The 14,601-nt window shown below is 41.0% G+C and carries 11 protein-coding genes; 7 read left to right on the top strand and 4 right to left on the bottom strand.

What is annotated here, in order from left to right; translation table 11 throughout:
* The first annotated feature begins 98 nt into the window (after positions 1–98).
* From IT6_RS02150 to IT6_RS02135, 4 genes are read left to right on the top strand one after another with little or no spacing between them, the layout of a single operon-like run.
* Positions 99–1,124 carry a glycosyltransferase family 4 protein gene (locus IT6_RS02150; RefSeq protein ID WP_206827283.1) on the top strand — a complete coding sequence of 342 codons (1,026 nt, stop codon included), beginning with the start codon at positions 99–101 and terminating at the stop codon, positions 1,122–1,124.
* Entirely contained in the window at positions 1,117–3,315 is a 2,199-nt protein-coding gene (locus IT6_RS02145; RefSeq protein WP_206827280.1) for an amylo-alpha-1,6-glucosidase, read from the top strand. Before IT6_RS02150 ends, IT6_RS02145 begins: the two co-directional genes overlap by 8 nt.
* An 18-nt stretch (positions 3,316–3,333) precedes the next feature.
* Entirely contained in the window at positions 3,334–4,572 is a 1,239-nt protein-coding gene (gene aceA / locus IT6_RS02140; RefSeq protein ID WP_206827278.1) for an isocitrate lyase, read from the top strand.
* A complete protein-coding gene (locus IT6_RS02135; RefSeq protein WP_206827276.1) occupies positions 4,569–6,125 on the top strand; it encodes an aldolase/citrate lyase/malate synthase family protein in 1,557 nt (518 codons plus the stop codon). Before aceA ends, IT6_RS02135 begins: the two co-directional genes overlap by 4 nt.
* A 111-nt stretch (positions 6,126–6,236) precedes the next feature.
* Here the strand turns inward: IT6_RS02135 and IT6_RS02130 are convergent, their stop codons facing one another.
* The gene (locus IT6_RS02130; RefSeq protein WP_206827274.1) at positions 6,237–6,707 is read right to left on the bottom strand and encodes a hypothetical protein; all 471 of its coding nucleotides are present in this window, start codon (positions 6,705–6,707) and stop codon (positions 6,237–6,239) included.
* 276 nt (positions 6,708–6,983) lie between these two features.
* Between IT6_RS02130 and IT6_RS02125 the strand changes: the two genes are divergently transcribed.
* Genes IT6_RS02125 through glcF form a run of 3 tightly spaced genes read left to right on the top strand, consistent with a single transcriptional unit; the run spans position 6,984 to position 10,841 of the window.
* On the top strand, positions 6,984–8,471 hold the full coding sequence (locus IT6_RS02125; protein ID WP_206827271.1) for an FAD-linked oxidase C-terminal domain-containing protein: 1,488 nt from the start codon (positions 6,984–6,986) through the stop codon (positions 8,469–8,471).
* Positions 8,472–8,475: 4 nt separating this feature from the next.
* Complete coding sequence (gene glcE, locus IT6_RS02120; protein WP_206827269.1) at positions 8,476–9,561, top strand: glycolate oxidase subunit GlcE; 1,086 nt, start codon at positions 8,476–8,478, stop codon at positions 9,559–9,561.
* Between the two features lie 23 nt (positions 9,562–9,584).
* Entirely contained in the window at positions 9,585–10,841 is a 1,257-nt protein-coding gene (glcF, locus tag IT6_RS02115; protein WP_206827267.1) for a glycolate oxidase subunit GlcF, read from the top strand.
* 8 nt (positions 10,842–10,849) lie between these two features.
* Here the strand turns inward: glcF and IT6_RS02110 are convergent, their stop codons facing one another.
* The 3 genes from IT6_RS02110 to IT6_RS02100 all read right to left on the bottom strand — a co-directional run bounded on the left by IT6_RS02110 (position 10,850) and on the right by IT6_RS02100 (position 14,594).
* On the bottom strand, positions 10,850–11,737 hold the full coding sequence (locus IT6_RS02110; RefSeq protein ID WP_206827259.1) for a hypothetical protein: 888 nt from the start codon (positions 11,735–11,737) through the stop codon (positions 10,850–10,852).
* Positions 11,738–11,815: 78 nt separating this feature from the next.
* On the bottom strand, positions 11,816–13,111 hold the full coding sequence (locus IT6_RS02105; protein WP_206827257.1) for an efflux RND transporter periplasmic adaptor subunit: 1,296 nt from the start codon (positions 13,109–13,111) through the stop codon (positions 11,816–11,818).
* Entirely contained in the window at positions 13,095–14,594 is a 1,500-nt protein-coding gene (locus IT6_RS02100; protein ID WP_242524294.1) for an efflux transporter outer membrane subunit, read from the bottom strand. The genes IT6_RS02105 and IT6_RS02100 overlap by 17 nt, the downstream gene beginning before the upstream one ends.
* Between the last annotated feature and the right edge of the window lie 7 nt (positions 14,595–14,601).

Raw genomic sequence — 14,601 nt, 5'->3', positions numbered from 1 at the left:
TGTTTTATAATAATTATTGCTCTCTGAAAATCTGGTCAGTTTTTAATCTGCTTCTTTTTTGAATTTAATTAAGGAAATTTGAAAAAGGAGGCATTTATTTGAAAATTGCCCAGGTTTCGCCCTTGTATGAAAGGGTGCCTCCGAAGCTCTATGGAGGTACAGAACGAGTTATTCACTATCTTACAGAAGAATTAATCGCTCAAGGCCATGAAGTCACTCTTTTTGCAAGTGGAGATTCCTTGACTAAAGCTCGATTGATAGCTCCGATAGAGGAATCGTTACGGCTACAAAAACAGAAAAAAGATCCTTTGGTTTATCACGTCATAATGCTTGAAAAACTCTTTCGTTGTAGTGAAGATTTCGATATTATTCATTATCACATCGATTTTTTCCATTTTCCTTTTTCAAATCGAATTAAAAGAAAACATCTAACCACACTTCATGGAAGACTCGATCTTCCTGACCTTGCTGTTCTCTATAAAGTATTCGATCAGATTCCGGTGGTTTCGATTTCCCAATCCCAGCGTTCATACTTGCCATGGGTTAATTGGGTAGGCACGGTTTACCATGGCATACCTGAAGATCTTTACCGTTTTTATCCTGCTAAAGGAAACTACCTGGCTTTTGTGGGAAGAATATCGCCTGAAAAGGGAGTGGATAGAGCGATTGAAATTGCAAGACAGTCAGGTATGGACCTTAAAATTGCGGCGAAAGTCGATGAAGTAGACAAGGAATATTTCCAGGAAGTCATTTTACCTCTTTTTAAAAAAGCTCCTGTTGAATTCATAGGGGAAATTGGGGAAGAAGAAAAAAACAGGTTTTTGGGAGAGGCTTATGCGCTTCTTTTTCCTGTTAACTGGCCCGAACCTTTTGGACTAGTGATGATTGAAGCCATGGCATGTGGTACACCCATCATTGGTTGGAGAAAAGGATCAGTGCCTGAAATTGTCATTGATGGGAAAACAGGTTACATTATCGATTCGATCAGGGATGGAATAAAAAAAATAAAGGAAATTGATCAAATTAATCGAAAAGAATGCAGAGATCATGTGTTAAATCACTTTACAGCCAGAAAAATGGCACAATCTTACTTATCGATATATACCAAATTACTTTATGGATAAGGTGCTAGGCTTGGCTGAAGGAAAAGATTTTATACAAATTGGGGATACTTATTATGTTCGGGTTTGTTCGCCTTTTGCTGATGACCGGACCCGGGTTTTGAAACATAATGAGACATTTGGAGTTTTTGACCGCCGGGGTGATATCCAACCTTTAGGGTTAGGTGACCAAGGCATTTATTACCGGGGAACGAGGCATCTTAACGAAAGTGTACTGTTTATTGAAAAAAGTTTTCCACTCTTTTTAAGTTCGACGATTCGAGAAGATAATGGACTTTTTACCATCGACTTATCCAATCCGGAAATAGAAAAAGAAGGTAAGATTATCCGACAGCAAACCTTGCTGATAACTCGAACGAAATTTATCTGGGAAGCCTGTGTTTATGAGGAGATCTCAGTTTGCAATTATGGAGAAAGCCCTGCCCAAGTTATCCTTCTCTTTAAATTCAATGCCGATTTTGTCGATCTCTTTGAGGTGAGAGGATGCAAGAGAAAAAGAAGGGGAAACTTGATGGATCCCGTTGTTGAAAAGGATGCCGTTGTTTTTAAATACCTTGGATTAGATGGCATTCTAAGACAAACTCGTCTTTTTTTCGATCCTCAACCTTTAACTATGGGTTCCACATCAGCTTCCCTTAGTCTTGATCTTATTCCCCGGAAAGAAAAGATCATTCGGTTGTCCATAGAATGTCACCAAAGCGATGAAAAAAGAATATTCCCCTCTCTTATGAGTTATGAAGAAGCTTCCTTGAAATCTACTCAAGATTATCAGCAATCAGAAAAAAGATGGAGTAGAGTCTGGACCTCTAACAGCCAATTTAATAGTTGGGTTAATCGGTCAAAATCCGATCTTTTGATGCTCGTCTCTGAGACCCCCTTTGGGCCTTTTCCTTATGCGGGTGTACCTTGGTTTTGCACCCCTTTTGGTCGGGACGGTATTATCACTACCTTAGAATGTTTATGGCTTTCTCCTGAACTTGCTAAAGGAGTGTTATCGTTTCTTGCAGCGACTCAAGCCAAGGAGTTCTCTATAGAAGCGGATGCAGAACCGGGAAAGATTCTTCATGAAACTCGAGAAGGAGAAATGGCGAACCTAGGAGAAATTCCGTTTCGAAAATATTATGGCAGTATCGATGCAACCTGCCTTTTCCTCATTCTTGCTGCTGAATATTACAAGCGGACGGTAGATAAAAAATTTATAGAAGAAATCTGGCCTAATATCGAGCTTGCCCTGCTTTGGATAGATCGGTATGGAGACGTTGATGGGGATGGTTTTGTCGAATACAGAAAAAAAAGTTCAAGAGGATTAACCAATCAAGGCTGGAAAGATTCTTTTGATTCGGTTTTCCATAAAGATGGATCGTTCCCCATCGGGCCAATCGCTCTTTGCGAAGTCCAGGGATTTGTCTATGCTGCAAAAAAGCATGTTGCCGATCTTGCGGCAGTTCTTGGTCTTTTCTCCCTTCATGACAGGCTGGTCAAGGAAGCGGAAATATTAAAAGAAAAATTTGAAAAAGAATTTTGGGTTGATGAGCTCTCTTCTTATGCATTGGCTTTGGATGGAAGAAAAGAAAAATGTCAAGTTCTTGCTTCGAATGCTGGCCTATGCCTTTACACCGGAATTGCTAGTCCGCAAAGGGCTGAGAAGATCGGTAATCTTCTCATGAGCGATAAATTTTTTACTGGCTGGGGTATAAGGACAATCGCTGAAGGTGAAGCTCGGTATAATCCCATTTCCTATCACAATGGTTCAGTATGGCCTTTTGATACCGCTTTTATCGCTGCTGGTCTTATGTCCTATGGAATGAAAGAAATGGGGATGAAACTCTTCAAGGGGCTTTTTGAAGCTTCCCTTTTTTTCGATCTTCAACGTTTACCTGAACTTTTTGGAGGAATAGCCCGGAGAGGGGATGAAGGACCGACTCTTTATCCTGTTGCCTGCTCTCCTCATGCCTGGTCAAGCGGGGCTATCTTTCTGCTTCTGCAATCCGCGTTGGGCTTAAAGATCGATGGAACCAAGAATGAAATTGTATTTGATGAGCCCAGGTTGCCCGATTTTCTGGATAAAGTGGTCATCCAGGATTTAAAAGGTAGGGATTGGAAAATCGATATCGAGCTGACCCGGTATCCTCATAACGTTGGGGTTAGACTTCTTAATAAAGAGGGCGATATTAAATTAATTGTTATCGACTGATCTTCATAGGGTTAAAATATGTTGGATAAAGCAAAGAAATTGGCCGAGGAGTGGGCTCATTCAGAAAGATGGAAAGGGATCAGCAGGGAATACTCCGCAGAAGACGTGGTGAGGCTATCGGGCTCAATGCAAATCGAATATACTCTTGCAAGACAAGGCTCGATTTTATTGTGGAGTCTTCTTCATCAAGAAGAACCTGTTTTTGCTCTTGGAGCTTTAACGGGGATGCAAGCTGTTCAAATGGTTAGGGCTGGTCTTAAAGCGATTTATTGTTCGGGTTGGCAAATAGCTGCTGATGCTAACGAGGCTTGTGAAATGTATCCGGATTTTTCTCTTTATCCCTACAACTCTCTGCCTTTGCTTGTCAAAAGGATAAATGCTTCATTAAGAAGAGCTGACGCTATTGATTTTGCGGAATCTAAAAAAGATATCCATTACTTTGTCCCTATTATTGTTGATGGAGAAGCGGGCTTTGGAGGTGTTCTTAATGTCTTTGAACTCACAAAATGGCTCATTGAAGCTGGGGTTTCTGCAATCCACTTCGAAGATCAACTTCCTTCAGCAAAAAAGTGCGGACATATGGGACGAAAAGTTCTGGTTTCTACCAGCGAAGCGATAAGGAAACTTAAAGCGGCTAGGCTAGCTTCGGATATATCGGCAGTAAACACTGTTATTATAGCAAGAACAGATGCCGATGGGGCATCTTTCATTTCTTCAGATGAAGACCAGAGGGATAGAAAATTCATAGTAGGCAGGACAGATGACGGCTTGTTTGAAATCAAGGGAGGAATAGATCTAGCCATAAATCGTGCATTGGCTTATGCTCCTTATGCCGATGTGCTTTGGTATGAAAGCTCGCAGCCCGATCTTTTAAAAGCAAGGCAGTTTGCCCAAGAAATCCACAAATCGTTTCCTGGAAAAATCCTTGCTTATAATTGTTCGTCTTCTTTTTATTGGAAAAAATTGGTGCAGGAGGATCAACTGCATAATTTTCAAAACCTTCTTTCTTCGTGGGGTTACAAGCTGCAGGTTATAAGTTTGGCCGGTTTCCATGCCCTCAGTTATGGAACATTCAAGTTGGCCAAGGAATGCAAGGAACAAGGCTTGATTGGCTATTCTGAATTTCAGGAAAATGAGCGGGAAGCGGTTGCACAAGGTTTTAGCGCTTTTAATCATCAACATGAAGTAGGTGCAAGCTACTTTGAGTTGGTTTATGATACAATTGTTGGAAGAAAACAAACAAAAGATCATCTATGAGTATTTATGCAACGCCTTCTGGAATAACGATTATTGGTTCCTACAACAAAGATTGGGAAAAGATTCTAAGTTATGAAGCCTTGCATTTTATTGGTTCTCTTCATAGGCGGTTTAATGGACTTTTAGTGGACCTTTTAGAAAGAAGAAAAAAAACACAACAATCCTTGGATAGAGGAATTTCTTTAGGATTTCTTCCAGACAGCCAATCTCTCCGAGAAGAGAAATGGGAAGTATTATCCCCTCCTCAAGTTTTAACTGATCGGAAAGTTGAAATCATAACGGCTGCAGATAACCTACAACTCGAACTTGGTTTTTGGGCCGGAGCTTCAGGAATTGTTGTTGATTTCGAAGATACCCTTTCTCCAACTTGGAGAAACGTCATCGAGGGCCAATCGAGCATGTACCTTGCCTTAAGGCAAAGTGCAGAAAAAGTTGGCAACTTAGAGAAACTGCCCGTTCTTCATGTTAGGCCAAGGGGGATTCATCTTCTAGAAAAACATGTGCATGTAGAGGGTGAACCAATTTGTGCAAGTTTTTTTGACTTCGGTCTATTTTGTTTTCATAACGCTAGGCTCCTTGCGGAAAGACAAGGCGGGGTTTTTTTTTATGTTCCTAAAATAGAAAATCACTACGAAGCTGAGTTTTGGTCATCCCTTTTTGCTTTTACCGAAAACGCATTGTCTTTGGCTCCTGGAACGATCAGAGCTACAATCCTTATAGAAACGCTGACAGCAGCTTTTGAAATGGAGGAAATCCTCTACAGTTTGAAAAACCATGCTGTTGGATTGCTCATGGAGCCCAGGGATTACATCTTTAGCGTGATAAAAAAATTGAGGAATTGGCGAGAAGCAATTTTTCCTGATCGATCTGAAATAACCCTAGAGGCTTCTTTTTTGAAAACCTGCACAGAGCTTTTGGCCAGGACCTGTCATAAAAGAGGAGCTTCCGCTCTCTTTGCCTTAACTCCGTATGTAACAAGTCCCGAAGAAGATAACGCAGAAATTTTCAGCAAACTTAGGGAAGAAAAAGAAAAAATGAAAGCTTTAGGCATTGATGCTTATGTGATTGCCCATCCTCAGCTGCTCCCTGGGGTTAATCATGGATTTGATGAAAAGACAAAATCGGAAGCTCTAACTATAGAAGAAAGGAATGCTGAGATACCGAGAGATAATGTTGGAGATCTACTCAATTTTAAGATTGGAGGAGAAATCACAGAGTCGGGGATAAGGAACAACATAAACTTGGTTTTGCGTTATCTTTCTTCGTGGTTTTCAGCTAAAGGGACTATTGAAAGTTTCAAGATAAAAGAAGACATCTCTTCAGCTGAAATTGCCCGCAGCCAGCTTTGGCAATGGATTCATCTTGGTGCCTTAATGGATTCAGAGATTCCTTTAGATAAAGAAATTTTTCTTGCTTGGAAGACAGAAGAAAAAGAACTGCTTAGCCATCTTCCTTATTTAGATAAAGCGGATAAAATCCTTGAAGAAGTGGTTTTGACAAAAGATTTTATAGATTTTCTTTCCCTCATTGCTTATGAACAGCTTCAGGGCTAAAAAAGATAGAAGGATATCGACCGCTTGCACTTATTCTGATCCGCTTGCCCGTTTGAGATTATCAGCCATAATCAACGAGTTGTTACCGCGATTAAGAGCAAAGAAGGATATTTAGTTTTTGAGTTCTTTTATTACCCCTAAAGTGAACAGGGTAACAAAGAAAACAATCAAAAATTCGATTTTTTCATGAATGAGATAATGGAGAGTAACGATAGCAGAAGGAATGAGCACAGGAGGCAGGATTTGAGGATGTATAGTTCTTGGGGCAAATCTTTTGATAAGGAGGAGTATTATTGAGATTCCAGCCAAAATGGCTATCCACCGGTAATCTTCAGGGAGAGGTTTCCAAAAAAGCATTCCAAAAAAACCGAAGAGGGCAAAAATAGCAAATAAAATGAGAGAGAGGGCATCAGGCTTAGTCTGCAATCTTCTTAACCTGAGAATTTGAACCGCATAATATGAAGAAACAGCACTACCCAATAACAACAATAATATACAAACAACCCCTTGAAATGTACTTCTGCTATATAAGGCTTCTTCAGAAGAAATACGAAGAAAAAATAATTGAGTTAAGAAATTCATGACCATTTTTAAAAGCCTAGTTTTACCTTTTTATCCAGAAAGAAATTTATCAATCATACCTGTTTTAAAGATAACGAAAAAACAAGGGTTCTCAAAAAGAGATAGACAGTTTTATAACCTTCCTCAAAGTCTTAATCAATTGATTGATCATTTTTTAATTTGCTTGTGTGATCAATTTTAATTGCCAGCTTTGTTGCTTATGGGATACTCTTGAGTTTATCTTATAGCAATAACTATTATTCATGAATTATCAGAGTTTTATCGTTCATTTTAATCATGGATAAACAGAATAAAAGAATAAGAAAAAGAGAAGAGTTTTCTCCGTTTTTACAGTCCCTTTTGTCTATCCTGCCGGCAGGAAATGTTATTTATGATCCTGAACGGCTTACCGCTTATGAGTGTGATGGGCTCACCGCTTTTAGAGCTACCCCTCTTGCTGTTTTACTTCCCCGGTCGGTTGAAGAAATTCTGTCCATATTAGCTGTTTGCAAGCGTTATAAAGTGCCCATTGTTCCAAGAGGGGCTGGTACAGGGCTATCGGGAGGAGCGACTCCCATTGAAGGAGCTGTAGTCCTTAGTCTAGCTCGGTTTAACCGGGTATTGGAGATAGACCCCAAGAATCGAACGGCAAGGGTGGAACCAGGTGTGACGAATATTCGTGTTAGTCAGGAAGCGGCACCTTACGGTCTTTATTTTTCTCCTGATCCTTCTTCTCAAATTGCCTGCACGATTGGTGGAAATATCGCTGAAAATGCTGGGGGAATCCATTGCTTAAAGTATGGGTTAACGGTAAATAATGTGTTGGGCCTAAAATTGATTACTCTGGAAGGGGACATATTAACTCTGGGTGGAAAAGGAGCAGAGAGTCCTGGCTATGATCTATTGCCATTGATTGTTGGCTCGGAAGGATTGCTGGGAATTATTGTGGAAGCCACTTTACGTCTTTTACCTAAGCCAGAATGTGCTCAGCTTGTGGTGGGTTGTTTTGATGACCTCGCTAAGGCTAGTCAAGCGGTAAGTCTTATTCTTTCATTTGGAATTATTCCTTCGGGACTTGAAATGATGGATAAGCTTGTCCTTGATGCCGTTCAAGCAGATATGCCAAGGGCTCTTTTGAATAGCGCTCAAGCTATTCTGTTCTGTGAAGTTGATGGAATGCAGGAGGAAGTCGAAGAACAAAGCATACGGGTTAAGGAAATCATGTTGAAAGCGGGAGCAAAGGAAATTGTTGTCTCGAAGGATGACTCAGAGAGAATGCTCCTTTGGAAATGCAGAAAATCGGCTTTTCCTGCAATGGGTCGGATTTCTCCTGATTATTACTGTATGGATGGTACGATCCCGAGGAAAAAACTGGCTTATTTACTCAAAAAGATCGATGAGCTCTCAGCCCATTATAATCTTAAGGTAGGAAATGTGTTTCATGCGGGTGACGGTAATCTCCATCCTCTTATTCTCTATGATCAAAGCGTTCCTGGGGAGTTTGAAAAAGTGGAGAAGATGGGAGAAAAGATTCTTGAGCTCTGTGTCCAAGTGGGAGGAGTGATAACGGGCGAACATGGGGTGGGCCTGGAAAAACTCAACTCAATGTGTATCCAGTTTTCTTCTGAAGAGATTGAACAATTTCGAAGAGTCAAAAAGGCTTTTGATCCTTATTCCTTACTGAATCCGGCCAAAACCATCCCTACACTTCATCGGTGTGCAGAGTTTGGCAAAATGCATCTTCATAAGGATAATGATTTGTGGGGTGGGTTAGAGAGATTTTAATCCCATGAATAAGGTGAGTTCTCCAATCACGGGCTTGGATGTAAACACCATACAGATCATTGAGAAAACCCGGGAGTTAATCAGCTTAAAAAAGAAAATCAAAATTGTGGGTGGATCTACAAAAGAAAGATTGGGTAGAAAAGTGGAAGCTGAGCCCCTCGATGTGTCTTTTAACAAAGGAGTTGTTGAGTACGAACCCGATGAACTTTTTATAACTGTTAAAAATGGAACTTCTCTATCCTACCTAGAAGAGATTTTGAAACAACATGGACAATATCTTCCCTTTGAACCCCCTCATTTTGGAATGCAAGCAACAGTTGGAGGTAGCGTTGCTTGCGGACTTTCTGGTCCCTCTAGACCTTATAGGGGAGCACTCAAAGATTATCTTCTGAAAGTTAAAATTATCAATGGATTAGGAGAATTGCTCAGTTTTGGGAGTAAGGTTATTAAAAATGTTGCGGGTTTTGATCTTTTCAGGCTCATGGCTGGAGCTCAAGGAACACTAGGAATTATTCTTGAAGCGACCTTTAAGGTAGTTCCTTTGCCAGAATGTTCGATGACAGTTGTTCTGGAAAAAAATGACGAAGAGGCCTTAGATTTTATTTCTACCCTTTCGACTCGGTGTTTTCCCCTTTCTGCAGGGTGCTTTCATAGGGGTAAAATCTTTATCCGATTTTCAGGCTATGAAAAATCGGTTAAAAGTGCACTGAAAGTCATTGGAGGTGAAATTTTAGATAATCATGATCAATTTTGGTTTTCGGTAAAGGAAAGAACTCATTCTTTCTTTATCGACTCAGATCGGATATGGAGATTTGTTCTTCCTCAATCCACACCTATTCCTCCTTGGGATGGAGAATGGTTTTATGATTGGGGAGGATCGCAACGATGGTGGAAGGGAAAAAACGCAAAGGCCGATGAGGACCTATTTTCTTGGGCAACTCAAGCGGGTGGGTATGGTTGGCTTCATGATCGAGACGAAACATTGGCTTCAGTTTTGCCACCAGCGCTCATGAACTTGCAGAAGAGACTTAAAGAAGCTTTTGATCCTTTCGGGCTTTTTAATCCTAAAAGGATTTACAAAGAGTTTTAATTATTGAAAGCGATAGCTTTTTTATGGATACGCAATTGGGTTTGAAGTTTAAAAAAGAGTCTTTGGCTATTAAAGCCAGAGAACTGATCAGGGCTTGCGTTCATTGTGGTTATTGTAATGCGAGCTGCCCTACCTACCAGCTTTTGGGAGACGAACTGGATGGGCCTCGAGGTAGGATTTATTTAATAAAATCCCTTTTGGAAGACAAAACCTCAGCAGAAAAAGTCAAGCTACATCTCGATCGATGCCTTTTATGTCAAGGTTGTGAAACGAGCTGTCCATCCTCTGTACAGTTTGGAAAACTGGCGATTATAGGCAAGGAGATTATTGAACAGTCTGTCCAGCGGTCCTTTTTAGAAAGGCTACTTTTGAACTTTTTTCTTCATTTTATTACGGATAGAAAGAAATTTTATTATCTTTTTAAGTTCGGAAGTTCCATAAGAGCTCTTTTACCCGATATTTTACGCCGAAAGCTGCCCCAAATTTCAAAAGAAGATACAATCCTTAGAAGGGATTGGGAAAGGAAAGATTGGGGAGGCAATCCAAGACAAATGATCTTGTTTAAAGGATGTGTTGAACCAATAATTTATCCTTCGGTATTAAACTCTGCTCGCCGTCTTTTTAGGAGACTTGGTATCGAGCTTATAGACATAGCCGAGGAAGGTTGTTGTGGAGCCCTAGCTTATCATTTACCCAATAGGAAAAAAGCGCTTTCTCAAATGAAAAAAAATATCGATGTGTGGATTACACATCTTAAAAAGGGTATGGGAGGCATTATTGTTTGTTCATCAGCCTGTTGTCAAATGATCAAGGAGTATGGAGATATACTTAAAGATGACAAGCAATATAACCATAAGGCTTTGCAAATAGCGCGTATGACTTTCGATCCTGTTGAGATTTTAGAAAAAGAAGATATCCATTCCCTTTTAAATGCTCCAAGACTTGAGCCTGTAGCTTATCACAGTCCCTGTACAGCACAACATGGACTGAAAGAAAAAGGGAGGGTAGAAGCTTTTTTAAGCAGACTCGATATCAAACTTACCTCTATTCCAGATAGCCATATGTGCTGTGGTGCAGCAGGAATGTATGCGGTCATGCAAAAAGAACTCTCCCAGAGAATTCTTGAATTGAAAATGAAAAATATCCTCGGCGGGAAACCGGCCGTTATCCTTACATCAAACGTAGGGTGTCGGTTGCAGTTGCAACAGCTTTCTCCAGTCCCTGTTCTTCACTGGTTGGAGTATATAGAAAAAATATCGCAGCCGGCTGCTGCTCAATAACTTTATTCTTACCAGAAGACATACTTGACACCCGCAACTCCAATGTATTGGAAAAAGTTGCTTAAAGAAACCGCAGCTGTTGCTCCAGAATTGGTCATCACATTAAAATGAGCCAAGTTCCTAAAGATTGAAACGGAACTATCGAAATAGATGAACTTTCCTTCAATAAAAACACTTAAATGATCAGTAATGTAATACTCAGCTCCCATGATTTCTGCAAGAACGAAGGCTCCGGTTGTACTCGAATGGGTGGTGTCAAATCCCCCAGCAGGAGCTAGTCCTGTAATATTAGAAGCCGTGACGATGCCACCTCCCACTCCAAATCCAATGTAAGGGGCGAAACGATAAGGGGTAATAAGCTTGGTTATATCGTTGATCGTCATGATCCCTACATTGAGTTGCATATCGGGGCTTACACTTTTCCCATTGAAAACGGGGCCAGTAAAAGTGCCAATAAATCCGTTCATCGGGTTGGAATAACCCGCATAAAACCCATCAAATTCAACTGCTTCAGTAATTCTATATGGGGTATGACCGATTTTCCACCCCTTGAATTGATAACCCGCTTTTAGTCCTCCTATTCCTCCCCATGAACCGCCATAATTGCCCATGCCAATATTACCCCGGGAGTCGGTATAATTCCACCGGTCTGAATCGAGATATCCACCTCCACCATAGAGGGCTGCATAAACCCCGCTATGGTAATGAAAATCTTGGGTATTAATGTTATTATTTAAAGATTTTGAAAGCTGCTCTTTAGCTTTGGGATTAGGATCTTCCACAGCTACACTATTATCGGCTGTAAGGGGATCTGTAGCATCAAGTTGAACATTTAACAAAAAAAAGATAATTAAAAAGAAAAGCGTTAAATTCAAAACCGACTTCTTGTTATTCATTTAAAAAGACCTATCGTAAGAATACCCTTTTTTGACAAAAATGAGAATTACAGTCAAATAAATTATTAAAAACATTAATTATTTCTGGTTTTCATTTTTTTCCATTGGTGAAGGTTGTGGCAGCCTGTTTTTGTAAAGGTTTGATTCGATTACTTTTTGAATCAGCTGGTCAGCGCCGTCGAGTTCTCTTTCATAAACATGAGCTTCATATTTTTCTTTAGGAAACTTTACCAAAGAACTTAAAATATGCTCCCCTTTTTTGGAGACATGAGTTATGGCGATAACCGAGAGGCCTGGCCTGAGGGGATGTTTCTTTAACTCATCGGCTGAAAGCCGTATTCTTACAGGGACTCTTTCCACAATGTGGATATAATTGCCTGTGGCATTTTCAGGCGGAAGCAGTGCAAAGGCGCTACCTGTTCCCGGATGAAGCCCTTCTACTTGACCATGGTATACAAGCCTTCTTCCATAATAATCCACGGTTATTGTCACAGGTTGTCCTGGGCGGATTTTTTTCATTTCCCTTTCTCTATAGTTTGCTTCGACCCAGAGGTAATCGAGAGGAACAATGGAAAGCAAATAAGTGTCTGGGTGGACTTCGTCTCCAGGTTGAACTTTACGGTTGGCGATATAACCCGTTACGGGGGCATAAACTTCTCTTCTGACGTAATCTAGGTAAGCATTCTTCAATTCGCTTGCGGCCTGTTTGACAAGGGGATGATCTTCAACCTTGGTATTGAATATTTGAGATTCAGCGTCATAAAGGGAAGCTTGGTCTTGTTTGACTTGAGCCTCAAGTTCCTTAACTTGCTGCTCGGTATCATCGACCAGCTGCTCGGAAACTGCTCCATAAGATACAACACTTTTGTAGCGGGCTAAATCATGCTTGAGCCGGTCTAACCTTGCGATTTCTGCAAGAAGCCGATTTCGGCTGACTTGAACTTGGTAAAAAAGATCTTCAACTCTTCTTACCGTTTCTCCTAAATTGGCTTCTGCTCTTTCCAAGGCGACTCGGGAGTCCAGTCTATCCAGTCTGATCAGAACATCGCCCTGGTGAACGAGCTGGGTGTTTTCATAAAGAACTTCAGTGACTACACCGCTAACTTGAGATTTCAAGGGTACAAGGTTGCCTATAACGTATGCGTCGTTGGTGACAATGTAACGGCTGAAGACAAAAAACCAGAGAATAAAGTAAAGAAGTCCAAAAAACAGTATACCCAAAGTCACAAGCACTAATCGTCTGTTGCGAATAACTTTTCTGCGATATTTAGGTGGAGTTGAAGCAACAATAGATCTATTTAAAATACGCCACCATTTTTCCCATTGACTCCGGCTATTATCCCTTTTCTTTTCGGATTCATTCAATGGAGTCATATCCACCTCCTAAAGCTAAGAAAAGACCGACTGCTGCTTCTAAATGTTCAGCAGTTCTATTACTTAATGTTATTTGAGACTGAATGAGGCTATATTGCAAATCCAGCAGATCAGTTTTCGTATTTATTCCAGCTGAAAAAAGCCGTGCTGAAAGCTCAACATTGGATTTTGCTGCAGCTGTTGATTGTTCTTGGGAATCCAGGTTTTTATCCGTTTCTTTCCAAACTGCAAGAGCATCGGCTACTTGCTGGAAAGCTGAAAGAAGGGTGCTGTTGTAATTTTCGACGGCTATGTTGTATTCTTCTTGGGCCACGACAAGTTCTGCACTGAGCCGACCTGCTGTAAAAATCGGCAAATTCCATGCAGGCCCAGCAATATATAAAAGGGGTAAAGCGGGGTTGAGAAACAATGTTGCGAAATTTAGGGTTTCGAAGCCCACCAAAGTCACTAGGTCAAGATTGGGATAGAATGCTGTTTTTGTCACTTTAACCTGGTGAGCGAGAGCTTCAGCTCTCCATTTGCTTACGGCTACATCAGGCCTTCTACCCAGCAGATCGAGAGGGAGTGATTTGGGTAAGGGAAAGCGCTTGGGGAAATGGGGTTCTTTTGCCAGGATAGTTTTACCCCAATCGGGCCCTTGACCTGCGAGTCTGGCTATTTCGTCCCGAAGAATTTTTGTCTCTCTTTCGAGGCTATTGACCTGCTGGGTTATTGTTTGCAGTCTTTGTTCGATGGTATGAACTGGAAGGAGGTTTTCAATACCGCTTTTTTTTCTCATCTGAACGAGTTGGAGCAACTCCTTGATAATTTGTTGACCGCTTCTGGCTAATTCCAATTCTTCTTCGGCCGAAGCCAGTCTTATATATCTGCTGGCTAGGGTTGTGCTCAGAAAAAGCCGAGCAACAGCAAATTCGGCCTCAGTAGCCCTAGCCATTCCAATGGCTGCCCTCACCCGGGCTTTATCCTCACCCCAAAGATCAAGATGATAGTTTGCCAGTGCCGGGATCACACTCCAGAAAAAAAAGCTATTATCCCCAAAAGGACCAAAGAAACTGCTACCCGGAAGTTGCATAACTCCAAAGGGGACGGGAAAAAGAAATTGAGTAGAATAAAAGGAAGGGAGATAACGACTCCGAGCCCCCGCAGCAACCGCCCATGCTTGATGTATCCTTGCCAATGAGGCTTTCAAATCGGGGTTTTTTCCAAGAGCTACAGTTATGATTCGATTCATTTCGGGGTTGTGAAAGGCTTCCCACCAGTTATTCGATGGCCACTTCTGAATTAACTTTTCTGAGGAATGATCGAACTCAGTACTGAGGGTCTGCTGAATTTGAGGAGGGTCTATGGGCTTGGCTACGCGAGTGTCTTTAGGTAAAGTGGCACATCCACAAAGAAAAAGGCCTAGGATAACTATAAAAACAAAAAAGGAGAACCCAAAAGACCTATTTATTTCAAAGCTTTGAATAAAAAAGAAGCTTCTCATGTTACAT

It is taken from the genome of Methylacidiphilum caldifontis (assembly GCF_017310505.1).
Classification (GTDB): domain Bacteria; phylum Verrucomicrobiota; class Verrucomicrobiia; order Methylacidiphilales; family Methylacidiphilaceae; genus Methylacidiphilum; species Methylacidiphilum caldifontis.
The sequence above is the reverse complement of the archived record's forward strand: the minus strand, read 5'-3'. Positions and strand labels throughout refer to the sequence as shown.